Here is a 20,766-nt window from a genome sequence, read left to right as displayed (position 1 = left end):
CTTCCTCCTTCTGCAGCTTGCGCTGAGTCCTCACGTTACGACGGATTCAACGAGCATAGTCGCCGTTCAGTTCATCCGGCCGCCATAGTCCGGCCCGTCATGGTCCTCGGTGGTTGTGCGGCCTTCGCGGCGGCGGCTTCGCGGGCAAGGAATGCTCCAAGCTCGCCGATGGTGCTCATCAAGGGCGCAGGGAAGACGACGGTGGTGTTCTTGTCCACGCCGATCTCCACCATGGACTGCAGGTTGCGCAACTGCAGGGCCAAAGGGTGGGCCATCATGGTGTCCGAGGCCATGCCCAGTGCGGCGGCAGCCAGTGACTCGCCTTCGGCGGCGATGATCTTGGCGCGCTTCTCACGCTCGGCCTCGGCCTGCCGGGCCATGGCGCGCTTCATGCTGTCCGGCAGCTGGATGTCCTTGAGTTCCACGAGGGTCACTTCGACACCCCATTCCAAGGTCAGGCCATCCAGGATCTGACGGATATTGGCATTGATGACATCCGTTTCTGCGAGCGTTTCGTCGAGCGTGTGCTGGCCTACCACCTTGCGCAGCGTGGTTTGCGCGATCTGGTCAATCGCGGAGTAGACGTTTTCGATGGCGAGGACGGACTTGATGGCGTCCACCACCCGGAAATAGGCGACGGCGGAAATGTCCAGGCTGACGTTGTCCCGCGTGATGATGCCCTGGGACTGGATGGGCATGGTGACGATCCGCAGGGACACTTTCCTCAGCCGGTCGACGAACGGGATGATGATCACAAGCCCCGGAGTCCGGAGGCCCTGGACCCTCCCCAGCCTTAGCAGGACACCGCGCTCATACTGCGTGACAATGTGGATGGCCATGGAAAACCAGATGACCAGGAGGACAATCAAGACAATAAGCCAGGTGATGGCGTCCGCTGTCATGGCCGCCTACCCGCTTCGTCGCTTAGTGCTGATGCGTTCATGGCGGAGGTCCTTTGGTGGCAGTGAAGGGAAAAGGGAGCCCAATTTCCGCAGCGAGGCAGGCGAACCCGCTTACGTTGTATCTCCAGTAAATACCTTGGATTCGCCGAGTTGTAGGGCCTGCGGGCCTATCCTCCGGGTCGGATTAGCGGCGCGATGATCCAAGGGAACCGGCGTGGTCAGACACATGAAAGGAACGCCCCCTGGGGGACATTCCTTTCAATTTCGTGGCTTAGACCCTTTCGCGGGTCCGGTCGATAACCGGCTCCGGATCGTTCGTGAACTCACGGTGGCGGCGTGGGAAGGCCCAGAACATGAAGTCCTTCGCGTCCACCTTGGGCTCAGGGCGTTCCTCGGGTTCCTGTGAGGCATCTTTCCTGGTGTCCCGCCGGAAATCCTTGTTGTAGCCGTAGCACATCACAGACCTCCTTCTAGCAACTGCCCTTTAATCGTCCTCCCGATTCGGCAAGCAGTCCACCTTTCCGGGGCGGATCCGCATATATGCACAATGGAGGAGTGAAATCCCCACTCGTTCCCCGGAACGCCGCGCCCGCATACCGCCCTTTCGACCTGGACACGATCGGCGCGGCACTCGTCTTCGGAGAATCGCTGGGGGAACTCGCCAAAGCCCTCGGGGACGGCGGAACGGCAGGAACCGCCGTCGTGCAAGCGCCGCCGGGGACCGGCAAGACGACGCTCGTGCCGCCCTTGCTTGCCAACATCGCGGCCGTCACAGGGAAAGAGCGGCGCCGGGTGATCGTGACCCAACCACGACGGGTCGCAGCGCGCTCAGCCGCTCGGCGCCTCGTCGCCCTCGACGGCAGCCGGCTCGGCGATCGCGTCGGGTACACGGTCCGCGGTGAAAGCCAGACGGGTCCGGGGACCATCATCGAGTTCGTCACTCCGGGAATCCTCCTGCGCCGCCTGCTCGCGGATCCTGGGCTTGAGACCGTCAACGCCGTGATCCTGGACGAGGTGCACGAACGCGGCCTGGAGACGGACCTGTTGCTCGGAATGCTCATCGAGGTCCGTGAGTTGCGGGACGACCTCACCCTCGTCGCGATGTCTGCGACCCTTGACGCGCCACGGTTTGCCGCGCTGATTGGGGGCGCCGGCGCCGGTGAAGGCGCAGACGGCAAGCACGACGGCGGCGGGCCGGCACCCGTCGTCGACTGTCCGTCCGCGCTGCATCCCTTGAAGGTGGACTGGGCGCCCGCGGCGGTGCCACGGTTGGACAGACGCGGCGTGACCCGCGCCTTCCTGGACCATGTGGCGGACACGGCCGCGGCATCGTACGCGGACACCCTCGCAGCCGATCCGGACATCGACGCCCTGGTGTTCGTCCCGGGTGCGTGGGAGGTCTCCTACGTCGCTTCCCGGCTGCGCTCCCGCCTGGCTGCGAGGATGCCGGAGGCGGAGGTATTGGAGCTGCACGGACAGGCAAGCCCGGCGGAGCAAGACCGGGCGGTCTCCGGCCGGGAACCCGGCGGATCTCCCCGGATTGTCGTCTCGACCGCCCTCGCCGAGTCCTCCCTTACAGTTCCGGGAGTCCGGCTCGTCATCGACTCGGGGCTGTCCCGTGAGCTGCGGCGTGACGCCAACCGCGGCATGTCCGGCCTGGTCACGGTCTCGTGCTCCCGCGCGTCCGCCGAACAGCGCGCCGGACGCGCGGCACGCCAAGGTCCCGGACGGGTGGTCCGCTGCTACGAGCAAAAAACGTATGGCGCCGCTCCGGCCCATCCCACCCCGGAAATCGCGGCCGCGGACCTGACGGGCGTCGCGCTCGTCCTGGCCTGTTGGGGATCACCGGGTGGCCTGGGGCTGGCACTTCCGGACGCCCCGCCGCAAGGCGCGATGGACGATGCCATGGAAGTGCTGCGGGAACTTGGTGCGATCGACCCGGACGGACTGGCCACGGACGTGGGAAAGACCCTGGCCAGGATCCCCGCCGATCCACGGCTGGCCCGCGCACTGCTGGATGGTGCCGCCATCGTCGGGCACCGCGCTGCTGCCGAGGCGGTCGCACTCGTGGCCGGAGACCATCGGGCTCCAGGGGCTGACCTGACGCGCCTCCTGGCCACACTCCGGACAGGCAAAGACCCCGCCGCCCGGCGTTGGGCCGAGGATGTCCGCCGCATGGAGGGGATCGCACGCCAGGAGAGGTCCGGCGTCGGGCCTTCCCTGACCGCACCAGCGAGTCTGTCTTCCCCGGCGAGCGCCGCCGAGGCCGTGGGGTTCGTCGTCGCGCTCGCGTTCCCTGACCGCGTGGCGCGCCGAGTTCCAGGCACCGGCCCCGAACGCTACCTGCTGAGCTCCGGGACACGGGCCGGGCTCCCGGCGGGCAGTCCACTCGCCGGCCACGAATGGCTCGCCGTGGCCGAAGTGTCCCGCGCGGAGGGCCGGGATGCGGCAGGGACCGGCGCCGTCATCCGTTCTGCGGCGCCCTTGGCAGCCGACGCTGCGGAAGCTGCCGCCAGCCACCTCCTGAGCGACACGGTGGAAGCCGAATTCAAACAAGGCCGCGTCATCGCCAGGCAGGAACGGCGACTGGGAGCGATCCTGCTTTCGTCGACGCCGGCGCGGCCCTCCATCGACGACGGGCGCGTCGCCGTAGCCCACGCGCTGGCGAAGGAGGGCCTCGGGACCATTGGATGGTCGTCGCCCGCGGATGCGTTGCGCCGGCGGCTGGCTATGCTGCACAGGGAGCTGGGCGATCCATGGCCGGACGTCTCCGAGCCGGCGTTGCTGGCCCGGCTGGACAAGTGGCTGGCGCCGGAGCTCGAAGCGCTCGCCGGAGGCGCTGCGACGAGCGGGATCGACCTGGCCGAGCCGTTGCGGAGGCTTTTGCCGTGGCCGGAGGCGGCCCGTCTCGGTGAGCTGGTGCCGGAATGGCTTGAGGTGCCGAGCGGTTCGCGGGTGCGGATCGACTATCCGGACGCAGCGGACGACGACGGGCGGCCGGTAGTGGCCGTGAAGTTGCAGGAGTGCTTCGGCTGGGTTGAGACGCCCCGTTTGGTAGCCGGACGGGTGCCGGTGCTGTTCCACCTTCTTTCTCCGGCCAGGCGGCCCTTGGCTGTGACAGATGACCTGTCTTCCTTTTGGTCCGGCCCCTATGCCCAGGTCCGTGCGGAAATGCGCGGCCGCTATCCGAAGCATCCCTGGCCCGAGGACCCGTGGACAGCGCCTGCCACGGCCAGGACCAAGAGGAAGACGTGACTCCGGCTTGGCGGTGGTTCCAGCCGTCTGGGGGGCATTCACAGGCTTTTTCTTTAGGATGCGACGGTGATGAACATGGAATTGCGTCCCGCTGACCTGGCCAACGACTGGTGGCAGGCCGTGCTGCGGGGATTCACCACGGCAGAGGTCCCGAACCTGGCGACCCCGGTTGTGTTGGGCATCCTGGCCGCGGCCGTCGTGCTGAGTATTCCGCGGGCCACATGGCGCTGGTTTGGCCTCTACGTGACCTTCGTGCATGAACTGGGCCACGCGTTCGCCGCCCTCATGACGGGACGGGTTGTCCACGGGCTCCGGATCGGGCTGGACCACTCCGGACAGCTCCTGAGCAGCGGGCGCGGCAAGTTCGGCGCAGCCTGGTCCGGTTTCTGGGGATATCCGAGTCCCGCGGTGGTAGGCGTGGCGCTCATCTGGTCCGTCTCGGCAGGGCGGTCGGGAGCAGCCATGTCCATCGGCGCGCTTGTATTGCTGCTCGCACTGATCTTTCTCCGGAACTTCACCGGAATCTTCGTGGCGCTCGTGAGCGCGGCGACCGCCCAGCTTCTTGTCATGTTCGCCACGGCCTCGACGGTCAGCCACGTGGTGCTGGGACTCGGCATAGCCCTCGAGGTGGGCGCCGTGCGGGATTGGTTCAAGGTGGCTTCGGTCCACACCCGCCGCCGGGATCAGCTCGCGTCCTCGGATGCCTACATCCTGGCCCGTTCCACAGGGGTGCCGTCCTTGCTGTGGCTCGTGGCTTTCGCCGTTGTCATTGCAGCAAGCGCGGCCTTTTCCGTTCGCGTGGTGTGGGGCATGCTCTCCTAAGCCTGCGGTTTCGGCACAGACTGGGTCGATTGCTCTTGCCGTGCGCCGGTCCAGGGTGTGGAATCGGTTAGCAAAGGACGCGGGGGATTCGGCTTCTACTCCAGGAGGTGCTCATGTCGGTGAAAGGCCCAGGCAGTGCGACGAAGGGGTCGAACCGGACCAACCCCGATCTTCGACGCGCGGACCCTTCCTCGGCGCCGGCCGATCGGCCCGAGAACATCCGCAACGTCGTCCTGATTGGCCGCTCGGGTGCGGGAAAGACGATGCTCCTCGAATCACTTCTCTACGCTGCCGGCGTCGTAACCCGCATGGGTTCGATCGTAGATGGCACCACCGTCAGCGACTCCGAAGCGACGGCCATCCACCAGCAGCGATCCATCGGGCTGTCGGCGGCACCCCTGGTCTTCGACGACGTCAAAGTGAACCTTCTCGACACCCCGGGCTATGCCGATTTCATGGGAGAGTTGCGCGCGGGGCTCCGTGCTGCGGATGCAGCGTTGTTCGTGGTGTCGGCCGTTGACGGGGTCGACGTCGGAACCACCGCCCTGTGGGGTGAATGCGAGCGCGTTGGCATGCCCAGGGCAGTGGTGATCAGCCGCCTTGACCATCCGCGGGCGAACTACGACGCTGTCCTGGCCGAATGCCGGGCCGCCTTCGGCGATTCCGTCCTGCCGCTTCACCTGCCGGTCCTCAAGGGTGACGCTGTCTCGGGAGTGCTCGGGCTGCTTTCGGGCTCGGTGTCGGAGTACACCTCCGGGGAGCCACGGCCTGCGGTCCGTCCCGCGACTGCGGCGGAGTTGGCCGGCGCGGAGGCTGTCCGCGGGGAACTCATCGAGGGCATCATTTCCGAGAGCGAGGATGAGACCTTGATGGACCGGTACCTCGGCGGCGAGGAGGTCCCCATCGATACCCTCGTGGAAGATTTGGAAACCGCGATCGTCCGAGGGACGTTCTTTCCGGTGCTGGCAAGCTCCTCCGTGACCGGAGTCGGCACGGCCGAACTGCTGGAAGTGCTGACCCGGGCGTTTCCGTCTCCGACTGAGAGAGGCCTCCCGACGGTAACTGACCTGGGCGGGACACCTGTCCCACCCCTGACATGCGATCCGGATGGTCCGCTCCTTGGCGAAGTGGTGCGGACTACCGTTGACCCCTTCCTGGGACGGGTGTGCCTTGTCCGGCTCTTCTCGGGGACGCTTCGCGAGGACGCTGCCGTGCACGTGGGCGGGCACGGCCTGGCTGAACGAGGCCACCCCGACCACGACAGCGACGAGCGGATCACCCATCTTTACTCTCCATTGGGGTCCAGCCTTCGGCCAGTGCAGTTCGCCGTGGCCGGGGACATTTGCGCGCTCGCGAAGGTGGCGAGCGCCGAGACGGGAGACACGGTTTCAGCACGCGAGGCTCCATTGCTCGTGGAAACCTGGGACATGCCCGAGCCGCTAATGCCTGTCGCAATCGAAGCCGCTTCGCACGGCGATGAGGACGCGCTTTCCAAGAGCCTGGCCAAGGTAGCGGCTGGAGATCCGACCCTGAGGGTGGAGCGCAACTCCGAGACGCACCAGCTGGTCTTGTGGTGCATGGGCGAGGCCCACTCGGAGGCCGTCCTGGACCGGCTGCGCGAGCAAGGGGTGAAGCTGCAGACCGTGGACGTCATCACGCCGCTCCGGGAGACCTTCGCCGCCCAGGCCGCCGGCCACGGGCGCTATGTCAAGCAATCCGGCGGCCACGGACAGTACGCGATTTGCGACATCGAAGTGGAACCCCTCGAACGCGGGGGAGGCTTCGAATTCGTCGACAGGATTGTGGGTGGGGTCATCCCCGGCACCTATGTTGTGTCGGTCGAGAAAGGCGTCCGGGCCCAGATGGGCAAGGGGGTGCGGGCAGGTTTCCCGGTGGTCGACATCAGGGTGATCCTGGTAGGCGGCAAGACGCACAGCGTCGATTCATCGGACGCCGCTTTCCAAGCGGCCGGTGCGTTGGCCTTGCGGGAGGCCGCGGCGGCGGGCAGCATCCAACTCCTTGAACCGATTTCGGCCGTGACGGTACTTGTGGCCGACGAGCATGTGGGTGCGGTCATGAGCGATCTGTCCTCCCGCCGTGGACGCGTCACCGGGACGACATCCGTGGGCGGAGAGCGTACTGAGATCAGTGCCGAAGTCCCGGAACAGGAACTGCTGCGGTACGCGATCGTGTTGCGGGGACTGACGGCCGGCAGCGGTCGATTCCGCCGGGAATACTTGCGGCACGAACCGCTGCCGCCCGGCATAGCCGTTGCCTCGGCGAAAGCCTGATTTCCAGTGAAGGCTTGACGCCCCGCATCTGCTTCGAGCTCAGCCGTTCTGACGAAGGAATGCTGACACCGGGGCCGCCAGAGACGCGCCGACATCCGCCGCGCTCTTCTTGACACCCACGCGGTCAAAGGAATGGTCGCCGCCGTCCCACCACTCGATGGTGGCGGTGGGTCCAATCCTTGCCACCACGTTTTCGAGCAGCTCGGGCGTCGCGAAGGTGTCCCGGGAGCCCTGCAGGAAGAGCATGGGCAGCGTGAGGCCGTAGAGGTGCTCATCGCGGAGCTTCTCCGGTTTTCCAGGCGGGTGCAGCGGGTAGCCGAGGTAGACGAGTCCTGCCGCGGGCATGCCCTCGGCGACCGCCATCGACGCCATGCGACCGCCGAAGGACTTGCCGGCCGCCCACAGCGGTTCACCCTCTGAACGGGACGCCGCTACCGCCATGACGGCCCGCCACGCCGCGATCGCCGCGGGCGGCCGGTCGGGGAACCTCTTGCCGGCTTCCCGGTAGGGGAAGTTGAAGCGCAAGGTCGCGACGCCGTCGTCGTTCAACGCGTGCGCGAGGCCGCCCAGGAAGGGATGCTCCATGCCCGCCCCGGCCCCGTGGGCGAGAGCGAGGGTCGCGACCGGTTTGTCCGGCCGGGCGTAGATACCGGAGACGGGTGTGCCGTCGACGTCGATCGTGACACGGGATTCGGCGATGCTCATGCTCACTCGAACCGGGAGGGATCGCCGGTGCCGCGCCTGACCACTTCCGCCGTGCCGCTCGAGAAGTCCACCACCGTTGTGGGCTCTGCGCCGGTGTCCCCGGAATCGATGACGGCTTCCACCAGGTTGTCCAGGCGTTCCTTGATTTCCCAGCCTTGGGTCAAAGGTTCCTCCTCGTCGGGGAGCAGCAAGGTGCTGGAAAGGAGCGGTTCGCCCAGTTCGGCCAGCAGGGCCTGGACAAAATTATGGTCCGGAATCCGCACGCCTACCGTCTTTTTCTTGGGGTGCAGGAGACGGCGCGGCACTTCCTTCGTGGCAGGCAGGATGAACGTGTAGCTTCCCGGCGTGACGGCTTTGATGCTTCGGAACACATCGTTGTCGATCATGACGAATTGTCCGAGCTGCGCGAAGTCCTTGCAGACCAAGGTGAAATGGTGCTTGCTGTCGAGCTGCCGGATCGAGCGGATCCGGTCGAGGGCTTCTCTGTTGCCGATTTGAGCGCCGAGCGCGTAGCAGGAGTCGGTGGGGTAGGCGATCAGCCCGCCGGACTGGAGGATATTCACCACCTGGGCAATTGCGCGTGGTTGCGGGTCCTGCGGGTGGACATCGAAGAATCTTGCCATGCCACGAGCTTACGGGCAGGCCGTACTTCAGGACAGGACATCCTTGCTCGTGAACTTGCCATAAGCCAGCGCACCGGCCGCCACGATGTAGCCCGCCTGCAGCAAGGCATTGTCGCCGAAGCTCGTCCACGAGATGGGTTGGCGCAAAAGATCGGCGAAACCCAACCAGTAATGGCTGAACAGCCACGGGTGCAGCCACTCCAATTGCGGCAGGTTGTCCGCCACTTGCGACACCACGGACAACACGATGGTCGCAGCCATGGCCCCAACCGGTAAATCCGTAAAGGTGGAAATTGCCAGCCCGATAGCGGACAGCCCCAACAGTGACACAGCAATGTACGCGGCGATCAGCAGGGAACGCACCACGGATTCGCCGACGCCGATAGTGTCGCCGGAGAGCAGGGTGACCGGGCCTACAGGGAAGAGCGCGACGCCGGCCAGCGCACCGGCGGCGGCCACCGTAAGTGTCGCTGCCAGGCAGAACGCAGCGGCGGCCGCGTATTTGATCAACAAGAGGCGGACGCGTCCCGCCGGGGCGACGAGCAAGTACCTGAGCGTGCCAAGGTTTGCTTCACCGGCAATCGTGTCGCCTGCCACCACTCCGATCGTGAGGGGAAGGAACAAGGGCACGGAGACGACCAGTGCCGTCACGCCGACGAAAAGCCCGTTTTGGGTGATCCGGTCCAGGAAGGGCGGACCCCGCCCCGGCGCCACGGGATGCGAGCTCAGCTTGACTGCCGCGGCAATAAGGATGGGAATCGCCGCGAGCGCCAGGAGCATGGCCCAGGTCCGCAGCCGCCTGAACAGCACCGAGAGCTCCGAGGCCATGAGTGACCACGAGCTTGATGGCCGGGCGTTCGGCGCTGAGGTTATGACTTCAGCTTCGTGTTCAGCCGGCAATGTCGAAGCCCTCTCCGGTAAGGGAGACGAAGCGCTCCTCCAGGCTGGCGTTCTCCACGCCGAAGCCCCGCACCCGGACGCCGTCGGACACGAGGGCAGCGACGATCGCCTCGGGAGCCACCTCGTGCCCCGGTGGACCGGTGCTGACGAGGCTCTGGCCATCGGGACCGTACGAGCCGGGCGGTGGAGCCGATAGTTCCGACTCCAGGCCCAGCCTCGAGAGGACCCGGACAGCGGCCTCAATATCGGGCGTGTGGAGACGGATCGTGGCTTTTCCCGCGGCGCGCAGTTCGTGCAGGGTTCCTTGCGCCACGAGCTTGCCCACGCTCATGACTCCCACATGGGTGCACATCTGCTCCACTTCCGCGAGGAGATGGCTGGAGACGAACACTGTGGCGCCCCCGGCGGCGAGGGAGCGGACCAGGCTGCGAACCTCCCGGGTCCCTTGCGGATCCAGGCCGTTGGTGGGTTCATCCAGGACAAGCAGTTCCCTCGGACGCAGCAGGGCATGCGCAATCCCCAGCCGCTGCTTCATCCCGAGGGAATAGGCGCGGACCTTCTTGCCTGCGGCATGGGACAACCCCACCCTCTCGAGCGCTTCATCCACCCGCGCTGCCCGGGTCCGCGGGGAGGCATGCAGATCGGCGCTGTCCAATCGCCGCAGGTTCGCCGCCCCGGACAGGAAAGGGTAGAAGGCCGGACCTTCCACCAGCGAGCCAACATTGGGCAGGACCGTTGCCAATTGGCGCGGCATCTCGCCGCCAAGAACCCGGATGTGGCCGTGCGTGGCGGCCGCCAAGCCAAGCAGCAACCGGATGGTCGTGGTCTTGCCGGAGCCATTCGGACCGAGGAAGCCAAAGACTGAACCGCGGGGAACTGCCAGATCAACGCCGTCGACGGCGGCCCGGTGGCCGAAGCGCTTGCTGAGGCCTTGCGTCTCTATCGCCAGTTCAGCTGGCGCGGATGCCTCCGTCATTGCGTGGCGGCTGCGGATTGCAACCGCTCAAGTGGCACCATTCCCGCGAAGACGCGGCCGTCGTCGAGCACCAAGACAGTTACCAGGCTGGTTGTCAGCGCGCGGCCGCCCGGGACCGCCTGCGTGAGCTGGGCCAACAACGGAGCCGAGCGGACATCCGTGGGCACCGTGCCCGCGGGCATGCCGATCACTGCGTCCCAGCCGCTGCCTGTGATGGTTGGCCGGCCCGCTGCTGCCTTGGCTTGGGGTGCCTGCCCGGTCTTACCGGGGAGCGCACGCAGCCGCGGGGTTGCCTTCTCCTCCACGGCGGCACCGCGCGGCGGCGTGAAACTGAACAGCGCGGCGTCGGGCGTCGACAAGCTCAGCTCAGTGAACGCGAGCGAAAAGGCCGCTGCGGCCTGGCCGCCCGCCCGCACATCGACGCCGAGCGGCAGGCCCGAGGCGGAGTCCACGGCGATCGTCACGGAATCGACGAGCGTGCCGGTACTGCGCGGCTTGATCACCAGTTGGTAAGCCGTGTGGCCGGCCACGGTGGTTCCGTCGCCCACTGTCACGTCCGTGGTGGGCCCGACGGCGGCGAGGAAATGCTGCGCGACAACATCAGGGGTGGTTACCCCAGGGGTCGGTGTCGCGTGCGGGGCCGCTGCGCGCGCGGGTTCAGCGGGCATCGTCATGTGCGCCGCACTGTTGTCGGCCGAGTTGTAGAGCCAGAGATCGTTGCCATTGCGGACGAGGTCGCGCTCGGCGAGCATGTCCATCACCTGGAACCTGGCCTTGGCGGGACCGTCCAGGTAGACCCGGGCCGTGTGTGAACCACTCAGAAGCTCGATGACTGAAGCCGGACCCTGGGTTGCGGTTGGCCCGACGGAAGGGAGCTGGGGGAGTCCCAGCTCGGAACTTTGTTGAAGGGTTCCGGACAGGGAGCGGACGTCGGCGCGGCCGATCATCGCGATGACTTCCTCCGCCGTTTTGGGCGGCAGGCTCGTCGCAGCTCCTGCCTGGTAGGAACCAGCCAGGGCGGCCGCAGCAAGGGCTACCGGAACCAGTGCGGCGGGCAACCAACGCAACCACGGGCGAGTCATGGCAACCTCGCGAACCATCCACTATCCGGGAAGTTCATGCTTCCAGAGTACTCCTGCTACGTTTCCAAAGTCCTCCGCACGAAGTCCGCGCTCGGCCGTGAATAAGCGGCTCCGAGGCGCTCGAAGAGGGCGATTCCCGCCATGCCCGGCCAGTCCTCGGGAAGGAACTCGGCCGGCAGGCCTGGATCCAGATACGGAATAATGCGCCAGCGGTCGATGCATCGGACATAGCGGGCAAAGGTTTCGGCGGAGGCGGGCCCGCCGTGGGAACCGTTCACCGGGCCGCCGCCGTCGTCCTCGGAACCATGATGCCGGATGAAGTCGCGATGCAGTTCTGCCACGGCTTCCAGGTCCCACCATGCGGATGCGGCATCGCGGAGGCCGCCGCCGACCAAAGGAGTGTCAGTGACGAACACCGTGGCCATGCCTCGCAGCTCGAGGTCCGCCAGGATCTCCTCCACCTCCTCCCGAAGCGAATCCGGGCAGATCCACAGCCCCGCTGCCACCGTTCCGCAGCCAATCCAGTGCAATCTCCGCCGCAACTGGTGCCGCTTTTCCCGCTCCGTTTCCGGAATGGAAAAGGACACGAGGCACCAGCGGTCCGCGGGCGACATAAGGTGCGGGTTGAAGATCCGCCGGTCGCCGCGGGCAAGCATCGCTGCGGCGCCCTCGGTGACGGCGAAGCCGGCAACACCGTGACGCGATTGCGGAAGGACGATGTCCTTCTTCTTCAACCGTGACAAGGCCGTCCGGGAAACAGCCGCGGCCACCCCAAGGGCCTCCATGAGGGCGATGATGTGCCTCGTGGACATCCATCCGCCGGCATCGCGCAGGTACAGGCCGATGACCGTGCGAAGCAACGACGTGGTACTCCCGGGCCGGGAGTCCATGTCGTCGAGGACAGCGCTCACAGGAGCTCGGTGAGGGCGTCCCGGATGGCGGTCACTCCCAGCTCAACCTCCGCGTAGCTGGTGCTGAGCGGCGAGAGGCCGATCCGCAGTCCGTGCGGCGGACGGAAATCCGGAATGACGCCCCGTTCCCACAGCGACTGGGTCACCTCGCCGAACAGGGGATGGTCCACCGTGATGTGCGAGCCACGCTCTGCGGTGTTGCGCGGGCTGACAATCTCGGCGCCGAGGGGGACCAGCATGTCGTCAGCCAAGGCAACTGCGTACTCGCTGAGCTTGATGGACTTCTCCCGCACGGCGTCCATGCCCACTGATGCGATCAGCTCGACCATGTCCTTGAGCGGCTGCATGGCCAGCACCGGGGGAGTGCCGGTGATGAAGCTTCGGATCCCCCTTGCCGGCTTGTAGCTTTCCGTCATGCCGAAGGGGTTGTCGGCGCCCATCCAGCCCCAAATGGGCTGTTGCAGGCGGTCCTGCTGCGAAGCGTTGACGTAAGCGAACGCGGGGGAGCCCGGGCCGCCATTGAGGTATTTGTACGTGCAGCCCACGGCCAGGTCCACACCCCAGGCGTCCAGTTCGAGGGGCACCGAGCCTACGGAGTGGCACAGGTCCCAGAGCATGAGCGCTCCGGCTTCCTTGACCATCGCGGTGATCGCCGCGGCATCCGCCAGGAAACCGGAACGGTAAGCCACGTGGCTGAGCACGACGACGGCGGTCCGCTCGCTGAGCAGCCCCTCGAGGTCCGTGGTCCGGACGCCGCTGGCCGGGTTGGAGGCGACCCACTTGATGGTGGCGCCCTTTTCCGCGGCGATGCCCTCGATGATGAAACGGTCCGTGGGGAAGTTGTCCCGGTCCACAACAATCTCATCGCGGCCCGGCTGGGCGTCGACGGCTGCCCGGATGAGCTTGTAGAGCATCACTGAAGTGGAGTCTCCCACGGTGACCTGGCCGGCGGCCGCGCCCAGGGTGACGACGCCGATCCGGTCGCCTACCGTGGTGGGTTCGTCCATCCACTGTTCGTCCCAGCCACGGATGAGGCGGCTACCCCAGGCGTCCTCGACGAAAGACGCGAGCTTCGCCGACGTCGCCTTGAGCGGACGGCCAAGAGAGTTTCCGTCGAGGTAAGCGGTGAGCTGGCCGGCTCCCGGGGAGTAAAAGGCCTCACGCTGCTGGGCGAGGGGATCCGCGGCATCGAGTTCTGCCGACGTCGGCCGTTGCGTTTGCTGCGTGCTGTTCATGACTCTCCTGAGGGAAGCTGATGGGGTTGCCGGGACTGGGTTGCTGTTCAGTTGCCGATCTCGGTGCGGACGGCGTAGAGCTCGGGGAAGAAGGTCAGGTCAAGGGCCCGCTTGAGGAAGTCGACGCCTGAGGAGCCGCCCGTACCCACCTTGAATCCGATGGTCCGTTGCACCGTACGCAAGTGGCGGAAACGCCAGGCGTGGAAGTTGTCCTCGATGTCCACGAGGTCTTCGCAGGCCTCGTAGAAACCCCATGGGGTGGCTTCCGATTCGTAGATCTCCTGGAAGACCGGGACCAGGTCCTTCCGGAACGTCCATGGTTCGCTGGTGTCCCGTTCCAGGATTTCGGCGGGAACGGCATAACCGGCCCGCGCCAGCACCGCGAGGAAAGCGTCGTAAAGTGTCGGCTCCTCGAGGAGGGTGCTGAGCTGGCTGTGCGCCGCCGGATCGCTCTCGAAAACCCGGAGCATGTCCCGGTTCTTGTTGCCCAGCAGGAACTCGACGGCGCGGTACTGATGGGACTGGAAGCCTGACGAGCTACCCAGGAAGCGCCGGAATTCGGAGTACTCGCGAGGAGTAAGGGTGCCCAGGACAGACCACTGCTCGGTCATGGTCCGCTGGATCGCCTTGACGCGTGCGATGCATTTGAGGGCCTTGGCAAGGTTGTCCGCATCAAGGAGACGGCGGGCTTCAAGGAGTTCATGCAGGACAAGCTTGAGCCACAATTCGCTGGTCTGGTGCTGGATGATGAACAGCAATTCGTCATGGTGTTCCGGGGTGCTTAACGGGTGCTGGGAGGTGAGGAGGCGGTCAAGGTCCAGATACCCGCCGTAGGACATGGCCTGGCTGAAGTCGGTGCGGACCGAATCCTCGATGGGCCTGACGTTTTGGACCCTGATGCTCTCTTCGGAGTGGCCGGTGCGGTTTTCCATACATTGAGATTATCACTCTTGTGACGAACGTCAAGATAGTGAATTTCGGGAAGGTCCGGACTGCCCTGACGCACAGCGCTTGCCTTACGCTGGCCTTGTTGGCACGTCGGGGAGGGGGCTGCATGACCACCGTGTCGCTGTATCTGGACGTCGACGGCGTGGTGAACCCGTTCGGTCCCATGGGCTTGACCGATTGGGGTACTGAATGGAAAATCGCCGACGCCGGAATCCTTGACGTCGTGTACGCCTCCGAACTGGTTGACGAACTCAATGAGCTTGCCGCTCATCCCGGGGCAAGGTTTGTTTGGCTGACGACGTGGCAGCGGCTTGCGCCTGAGTTCCTGTGTCCGGCAATCGGCCTCCATGGCGAGCACTGGCCTGTCTTGACCAGCGACGGTTGGGACCAGACCGCTGATTGGTGGAAGCTGGACGTTTTGCAAAAGGACGTCCAAGAGTCCGGAGCTGAACGCATCGTGTGGATGGACGATCAGCTGAACCATGAAGCCGCTGCCCGGTCCTGGGCCGAATTCCTCGACAGCCGTGTGCTGTGGATCTCGCCGGACCCGCGGCGGGGCCTGTCACGGAGCGATATCGCGGCTGTTCGGCAATTCCTTGGATGATTCGATGTTTGGCCATGCCGGCAATGGCACGTAGGATTCTTAAGGTTTCACGCCCGCCATAGTTTATTCCGCCAGTGCAGTCAGATGAACGATTGCTGAACTGTTTTTTGTCAGGCAGGCCCGGGGAAGTGGAACTGCGCATCGTCGACTCTGCAGATTGGGCACAAGGTGGGAATCACCTTCATGGTCGCGCTTGTCATAGCGCTGGCCTTATTTTTTGACTTCACCAACGGGTTCCACGACACAGCGAACGCCATGGCGACTCCGATCGCCACGGGTGCCATCAAGCCCAAGACGGCTGTTGCCTTGGCCGCGGTGCTCAACCTCGTGGGCGCGTTCCTCTCGACCGAAGTGGCAAAGACCATTTCCGGAGGCCTTATCCGTGAGGGCACGGACGGCATCCACATCACGCCGGAGATCATCTTCGCCGGGCTGATGGGGGCAGTGCTATGGAACATGTTCACGTGGCTCAAGGGGCTGCCGTCCAGTTCTTCGCACGCGCTTTTCGGTGGCCTCATCGGTGCTGCGATCGTCGGCATCGGCTTCCACGCCGTCAACTTCGACACCGTGCTCCAGAAAGTCATTCTTCCGGCCATCTTCTCGCCGCTGCTCGCCGGTGCCGTGGCCTATCTATGCACCAAGCTGGCCTACGCCCTGACGTCACGGCATGACCCCGAAACCGGCGACAAGCTGACCCAGAAGCGAGGCGGATTCCGTACCGGCCAGATCTTCACCTCCAGCCTCGTCGCGTTGGCCCATGGTACCAACGACGCGCAAAAGACCATGGGCATCATCACCCTCGTCCTGATCGCCGCCGGAACCCAGCCGGCCGGCAGCGGCCCCCAGCTCTGGGTCATCGGGGCCTGCGCCCTCGCCATCGCCATCGGGACCTACGCCGGCGGCTGGCGCATCATCCGGACCATGGGCTCCGGGCTGACCGACGTCAAGCCGGCGCAGGGCTTCTCCGCGGAAGCCAGCACCGCTTCGGCCATCCTCGCTTCCTCCCACCTTGGCTTCGCGCTCTCCACCACGCAGGTGGCCTCCGGTTCGGTCATCGGCTCGGGACTCGGACGGAAGGGCACCACGGTGCGATGGGGAACCGTGGGGCGCATCGCCACCGGCTGGCTCTTCACCCTCCCTGCGGCTGCCATCGTGGGCGCCTTGACCGCGTTCCTCATCGGTACCGGCACTGTCGGCGTGGTTATCGCTTCAGTTGTGGGCACCGTCGTCGTCGTCTACATGTTCATTTACTCGAGGAAATCGCACGTGGGCCACCACAACGCCGTCGAAGTCGAGGAAGCCGGCACCGCGGTCCGCTTCCGCAAGAAGAACGCCGGAAAAAAGAGTCCGAGCAAGAACGTGAGTAAGGACATCCAGGCATGAAGTGGTTTGATCTGGTGGAGGTAGCCGGCGCGACCCTTGTGGCGGCCGTTCTCCTCGTAGTGCTGTATTCGCTCGGTGTCCGCCTCACCGCCATCGCGGGCGACGCCCGGCAGAAGTCACCGGTCATGGTCCGGTCCCTTGCCTACGTGTGCTTCGCGGCCTGCGGAATCGCCGTGCTTTTCGGAATCTACCTGATCGTTCCGTACTTCACGAAGTAGCTGGGAACGCCGCCGCCTCATGGGTAGGGTGGGGCCATGGCGGATTTCCAGTACTACGTGGCATCCTCGCTTGACGGGTTCATCGCCACGAAAGAAGACGATCTCGGCTGGCTGCTCCAGTTCGAAGAGGCCGAGGGCGTCACCGAAAGCTACGAAGATTTCATGGCGGGCATCGGCTGCATTGTCATGGGCGGCCAGACGTACCGCTGGCTCATGGAACACGAGCCGGGCAAATGGCCCTATCCGGGTGTTCCATGCTGGATCTTCACCCACCGCGAATACGCCGCGCCGCCCGGTGCGGACGTCACGTTCGTGCGCGGCGAGGTTGAGGAATTCGCGCCGGACCTGATTGCCGACGCCGGTGACAAGAACGTGTGGCTGGTTGGTGGTGGAAACCTCGTGGCCCAGTTCGCCAAGGCCGGCCTGCTGGACGAGATGATTGTCACCCTTATCCCCGTCGCCTTGGGTACCGGTAAGCGCTTGCTGCCTGTCGAGAGCCCGACGGCGCCGCTCGAGTTGATCTCGTCCCGCACCCTCGGTGGCGCGGCAGTCGAGTTGCGCTACAGGTTCCCTGCGCGTGCCGGGTCAGCGGGCCCTGTTCTCCCGGATCATGTTGGTAATCCGGGCGGTTGACAGCCGTCGGCCGTGATCGTCGGTCATGACAATTTCGTGGGTGGCGAGCGTGCCGCCCAGGTGGATGGCTGTGCACGTGCCCGTGACCAGGCCGCTCGCTATGGAGCGGTGGTGGGTTGCGCCCACCTCGATTCCTACCACGTGGCGTCCGGCTCCGGCATGCAAGGCCGCGGCGAAGGAGCCCAAGGTTTCGGCGAGGACCACATGGGCTCCGCCGTGGAGGATGCCGGCAACCTGGGTATTGCCCTCCACCGGCATGGTGGCGACAGTCCGTTCCGGGCCCAGCTCAACGAACTTGATGCCCATCTTCGCCACGAGCGACCCCACTCCATAGCGGGAGAGCCAACCGTGCAACTCCTGCGGAACGCCCGCCGCGTTGAGTTCGTCAGTGAACGGGCCCGGCGTGAAATTGTCCATCATGCCAACTAGGCTGGCACCTGTGAGCGAAACAACCAAACCGGACTCAGTTCCGACGGCAATGTCAACGCCAGTGTCAACTGGAACAACAACATCTACTGGAACAGCAACATCAACTGCCACCGCAACGGCACCAGACCCTTCAACAACCATTGCGGGCGCCACGGCAGGTGGCCAGCCGAGGCTCTTGGTCCTCGATGGTCACTCGATGGCGTTCCGGGCGTTCTATGCTCTTCCGGCAGAGAACTTCGCCACATCCTCGGGCCAGCACACCAACGCCGTGCATGGCTTCACCTCGATGTTGATCAACCTCATCAAGGATCAGAAGCCCACCCACGTCGCGGTGGCCTTCGATGTCTCGGACGACACGACGTTCCGCAAGGCCGAGTACAGCGAATACAAGGCTGGCCGCAACGAGACGCCGTCGGAATTCCGCGGGCAGATCGATCTCATCGATCAAGTCATGGAAGCGTGGGGCATCAAGACCATCAAGATGCCCGGCTACGAGGCTGACGACATCCTCGCCACACTCGCGGCACGGGGCGAGGCCGCGGGCTACGAAGTCCTCCTGGTCTCAGGGGACCGTGACGCTTTCCAGCTCATCACGGACAACGTGTTCGTGCTGTACCCGAAACAGGGCGTTTCCAATATTCCCCGCATGGACGCGGCAGCCATCGAAGAAAAGTATTTCGTTCCCCCGTCCCGCTACTCCGATCTCGCCGCGCTGGTAGGGGAGTCCGCCGACAACCTTGCGGGCGTTCCCGGCGTCGGCCCCAAGACCGCAGCCAAGTGGATCAACCTTTACGGCGGCCTGGAAGGGATCCTGGAGAACCTGGATGCCATCGGAGGCAAAGTCGGTGGAGCCCTCCGGGAAAACATCGACGCCGTCAAGCGCAATCGCCGCCTCAACCAGCTCCTCAGCGACCTTGAGCTCCCTGTGACGCTCGCGGAACTTGAGGAGCCGCGTCCAAATCGCCAGGAGATCGAGGCACTTTTCGACACCCTCGAGTTCAGGACCCTCCGCCCCCGGCTGTTCGCACTCTATGGCGATGACACCGCCGGCGCGCCTCCCGAAACCATCGACGCGCCCGACTACAAGATCCTGGAGGACGCCGCCGCCTTGGAGGAGTTCTTCGCCGCCGGTGCGGGGAGCCGTGCCGCCGTCGCCGTGCAGTTGGTCCCGGGACGGATTGGCGACGACGCCGATGCCCTCGCCATCGTGCGGTCCAACGGGGCTGCCTACATCGAGCTGTCGTCCTTGGACGCGGCGGCCGATGCCGTCCTGGCCAAGTGGCTGCGGGACCCGGAAGAGGCCAAGGTCATGCACGAATTCAAGGACGCTTTGAAGGCCTTGGACCACCGTGGACTTGGCTTGGAAGGCGTGGTGGACGACACTGCCATTTCGGGCTACCTGATCCAGCCGGACCGCCGCAGCTACGAGCTCGCCGAGCTTGCCCAGCATCACTTGAGGATCACTGTCACGGCTGCGGCGGCGCAAACCGGCCAGCTGGAACTCGAGCTTGGTGATGGGCCGGACGGTGCCGCGGCCGGCGCGCTTGTCCAGCAGGCCGCCGTCGTGCATGCCCTGAGCAAGCACTTCGAAAGCGAGCTCGCCGAGCGCAAGGCTGAGGCGCTCCTGACCACGTTGGAGCTGCCGGTCGCACGGGTCCTGGCCCAGATGGAACTCTCGGGCATTGCCATCTCCACGGAGCGCCTGAACGAACAGCTCGCGGACCTCGCGAAAGTGATCGACAACGCCCAGGAGCAGGCATTTGCCGCCATTGGCCACGAGGTCAATCTCGGCTCGCCCAAGCAGCTGCAGACTGTCCTCTTCGAAGAGCTTGGCCTGCCGAAGACCAAGAAGATCAAGTCCGGCTACACAACGGACGCCGCCTCGCTGAAGGCCCTCCTGGAGAAGACCGGCCACGAGTTCCTGGTGCAGCTCATGGCCCACCGGGAATCCTCCAAGCTCGCCCAAATGCTGGAGACCCTCAAGAAATCATTGGCTGAGGACGGCCGCATCCACACCACGTACGCGCAGAATGTCGCCGCCACGGGGCGTATTTCCTCGAACAATCCCAATCTGCAGAACATCCCGGTGCGCAGTGAGGAAGGTCGTCGCGTCCGCGGGATCTTCGTCGTCAGTGAGGGCTACGAGTGCCTGCTGTCCGCAGACTACTCGCAGATCGAAATGCGTATCATGGCGCATCTGTCCGGCGACGAAGGGCTCATCCAGGCGTACAAGGAGGGTGAGGACCTGCACCGCTACGTCGGCTCGCACATTTTCAACGTGGCGCCGGAAGAGGTCACGAGTGCCATGCGCTCCAAGGTCAAGGCCATGTCCTATGGATTGGCCTACGGCCTGACTTCGTTCGGCCTGTCCAAGCAACTCGAAATCTCGGTCGACGAAGCCAGGACCCTCATGAAGGACTACTTCGACCGCTTCGGCGCGGTGCGCGACTATCTGCGTGGCGTGGTGGAGCAGGCCAGGATCGACGGCTACACCTCCACGATCGAAGGCCGCCGCCGCTATCTTCCGGACCTGACCAGCACGGACCGCCAGCACCGGGAGATCGCCGAGCGCATTGCACTGAACTCGCCGATCCAGGGTTCGGCGGCGGACCTCATGAAGCGGGCGATGCTCGGCGTTTCGGCCGAGCTGACCAGCCAGGGGCTGAAGTCCCGGATGCTGCTACAGGTCCATGACGAACTCGTGCTCGAGGTTGCCCACGGTGAACGGGAAGCCGTCGAAAAGCTCGTGACCGAACAAATGGGGACCGCAGCCGAGCTCTCGGTGCCGCTGGACGTGCAGCTCGGCGTCGGCTCCAGCTGGTACGACGCCGGGCACTAGCAGGCTCGCC

Annotated in this window: 19 protein-coding genes; 8 read left to right on the top strand and 11 right to left on the bottom strand. The window is 65.2% G+C overall.

What is annotated here, in order from left to right; all coding sequences use genetic code 11:
• Nucleotides 1-71: 71 nt before the first annotated feature.
• Nucleotides 72-902 carry a slipin family protein gene (locus tag AB4Z38_RS11025; protein WP_234749573.1) on the bottom strand — a complete coding sequence of 277 codons (831 nt, stop codon included), beginning with the start codon at nucleotides 900-902 and terminating at the stop codon, nucleotides 72-74.
• Between the two features lie 271 nt (nucleotides 903-1,173).
• The gene (locus tag AB4Z38_RS11020; protein ID WP_078108763.1) at nucleotides 1,174-1,359 is read right to left on the bottom strand and encodes a hypothetical protein; all 186 of its coding nucleotides are present in this window, start codon (nucleotides 1,357-1,359) and stop codon (nucleotides 1,174-1,176) included.
• A 98-nt stretch (nucleotides 1,360-1,457) separates the two neighbouring features.
• Here AB4Z38_RS11020 and hrpB point away from each other — a divergent pair, with 98 nt between their 5' ends.
• The 3 genes from hrpB to AB4Z38_RS11005 all read left to right on the top strand — a co-directional run bounded on the left by hrpB (nucleotide 1,458) and on the right by AB4Z38_RS11005 (nucleotide 7,270).
• Nucleotides 1,458-4,157: an ATP-dependent helicase HrpB gene (gene hrpB, locus AB4Z38_RS11015; protein WP_441429733.1), complete on the top strand. Its 2,700-nt coding sequence runs from the start codon at nucleotides 1,458-1,460 to the stop codon at nucleotides 4,155-4,157.
• Nucleotides 4,158-4,226: 69 nt separating this feature from the next.
• Nucleotides 4,227-4,979, top strand: a complete 753-nt coding sequence (locus AB4Z38_RS11010) for a M50 family metallopeptidase (protein ID WP_441429770.1) — start codon at nucleotides 4,227-4,229, stop codon at nucleotides 4,977-4,979.
• Between the two features lie 113 nt (nucleotides 4,980-5,092).
• Nucleotides 5,093-7,270, top strand: coding sequence for an elongation factor G-like protein EF-G2 (locus tag AB4Z38_RS11005; protein WP_441429732.1), 2,178 nt, complete (start codon nucleotides 5,093-5,095; stop codon nucleotides 7,268-7,270).
• A gap of 39 nt (nucleotides 7,271-7,309) precedes the next feature.
• Here AB4Z38_RS11005 and AB4Z38_RS11000 read toward each other — a convergent pair whose 3' ends face one another.
• From AB4Z38_RS11000 to kynA, 8 genes are all read right to left on the bottom strand, one after another.
• Nucleotides 7,310-7,975, bottom strand: a complete 666-nt coding sequence (locus tag AB4Z38_RS11000) for an alpha/beta hydrolase family protein (RefSeq protein ID WP_441429731.1) — start codon at nucleotides 7,973-7,975, stop codon at nucleotides 7,310-7,312.
• Nucleotides 7,976-7,977: 2 nt separating this feature from the next.
• Nucleotides 7,978-8,598, bottom strand: coding sequence for an L-threonylcarbamoyladenylate synthase (locus AB4Z38_RS10995; RefSeq protein WP_059389303.1), 621 nt, complete (start codon nucleotides 8,596-8,598; stop codon nucleotides 7,978-7,980).
• A gap of 27 nt (nucleotides 8,599-8,625) precedes the next feature.
• Entirely contained in the window at nucleotides 8,626-9,426 is an 801-nt protein-coding gene (locus AB4Z38_RS10990; protein ID WP_441429769.1) for an ABC transporter permease, read from the bottom strand.
• Between the two features lie 61 nt (nucleotides 9,427-9,487).
• Complete coding sequence (locus AB4Z38_RS10985) at nucleotides 9,488-10,474, bottom strand: ABC transporter ATP-binding protein (RefSeq protein WP_441429730.1); 987 nt, start codon at nucleotides 10,472-10,474, stop codon at nucleotides 9,488-9,490.
• Complete coding sequence (locus AB4Z38_RS10980; protein WP_441429729.1) at nucleotides 10,471-11,556, bottom strand: LolA family protein; 1,086 nt, start codon at nucleotides 11,554-11,556, stop codon at nucleotides 10,471-10,473. Before AB4Z38_RS10980 ends, AB4Z38_RS10985 begins: the two co-directional genes overlap by 4 nt.
• Before the next feature lie 56 nt (nucleotides 11,557-11,612).
• Nucleotides 11,613-12,467 carry a PaaX family transcriptional regulator gene (locus tag AB4Z38_RS10975; protein ID WP_441429728.1) on the bottom strand — a complete coding sequence of 285 codons (855 nt, stop codon included), beginning with the start codon at nucleotides 12,465-12,467 and terminating at the stop codon, nucleotides 11,613-11,615.
• Complete coding sequence (locus tag AB4Z38_RS10970; RefSeq protein WP_441429727.1) at nucleotides 12,464-13,702, bottom strand: kynureninase; 1,239 nt, start codon at nucleotides 13,700-13,702, stop codon at nucleotides 12,464-12,466. Before AB4Z38_RS10970 ends, AB4Z38_RS10975 begins: the two co-directional genes overlap by 4 nt.
• Before the next feature lie 47 nt (nucleotides 13,703-13,749).
• Complete coding sequence (gene kynA / locus AB4Z38_RS10965) at nucleotides 13,750-14,634, bottom strand: tryptophan 2,3-dioxygenase (protein ID WP_441429726.1); 885 nt, start codon at nucleotides 14,632-14,634, stop codon at nucleotides 13,750-13,752.
• A gap of 122 nt (nucleotides 14,635-14,756) precedes the next feature.
• Between kynA and AB4Z38_RS10960 the strand changes: the two genes are divergently transcribed.
• The 4 genes from AB4Z38_RS10960 to AB4Z38_RS10945 all read left to right on the top strand — a co-directional run bounded on the left by AB4Z38_RS10960 (nucleotide 14,757) and on the right by AB4Z38_RS10945 (nucleotide 17,488).
• Nucleotides 14,757-15,254, top strand: coding sequence for an HAD domain-containing protein (locus tag AB4Z38_RS10960; RefSeq protein WP_441429725.1), 498 nt, complete (start codon nucleotides 14,757-14,759; stop codon nucleotides 15,252-15,254).
• A gap of 168 nt (nucleotides 15,255-15,422) precedes the next feature.
• Nucleotides 15,423-16,637, top strand: coding sequence for an anion permease (locus tag AB4Z38_RS10955; protein ID WP_441429724.1), 1,215 nt, complete (start codon nucleotides 15,423-15,425; stop codon nucleotides 16,635-16,637).
• Entirely contained in the window at nucleotides 16,634-16,855 is a 222-nt protein-coding gene (locus AB4Z38_RS10950) for a hypothetical protein (RefSeq protein WP_441429723.1), read from the top strand. The genes AB4Z38_RS10955 and AB4Z38_RS10950 overlap by 4 nt, the downstream gene beginning before the upstream one ends.
• 36 nt (nucleotides 16,856-16,891) lie before the next feature.
• Nucleotides 16,892-17,488 carry a dihydrofolate reductase family protein gene (locus AB4Z38_RS10945; protein WP_441429722.1) on the top strand — a complete coding sequence of 199 codons (597 nt, stop codon included), beginning with the start codon at nucleotides 16,892-16,894 and terminating at the stop codon, nucleotides 17,486-17,488.
• On the opposite strand, the gene AB4Z38_RS10940 is transcribed toward AB4Z38_RS10945, so the two are convergent.
• Entirely contained in the window at nucleotides 17,441-17,908 is a 468-nt protein-coding gene (locus AB4Z38_RS10940) for a hotdog fold thioesterase (RefSeq protein ID WP_441429721.1), read from the bottom strand. The two genes, AB4Z38_RS10945 and AB4Z38_RS10940, sit on opposite strands and share 48 nt — an antisense overlap.
• Before the next feature lie 205 nt (nucleotides 17,909-18,113).
• Here AB4Z38_RS10940 and polA point away from each other — a divergent pair, with 205 nt between their 5' ends.
• Nucleotides 18,114-20,756: a DNA polymerase I gene (gene polA / locus AB4Z38_RS10935; RefSeq protein ID WP_441429768.1), complete on the top strand. Its 2,643-nt coding sequence runs from the start codon at nucleotides 18,114-18,116 to the stop codon at nucleotides 20,754-20,756.
• Nucleotides 20,757-20,766: the final 10 nt, after the last annotated feature.

The sequence above is a fragment of the Arthrobacter sp. 2RAF6 genome (assembly GCF_052115205.1).
In the GTDB taxonomy this organism is placed as follows: Bacteria; Actinomycetota; Actinomycetes; order Actinomycetales; family Micrococcaceae; genus Arthrobacter.
The sequence above is the reverse complement of the archived record's forward strand: the minus strand, read 5'-3'. Positions and strand labels throughout refer to the sequence as shown.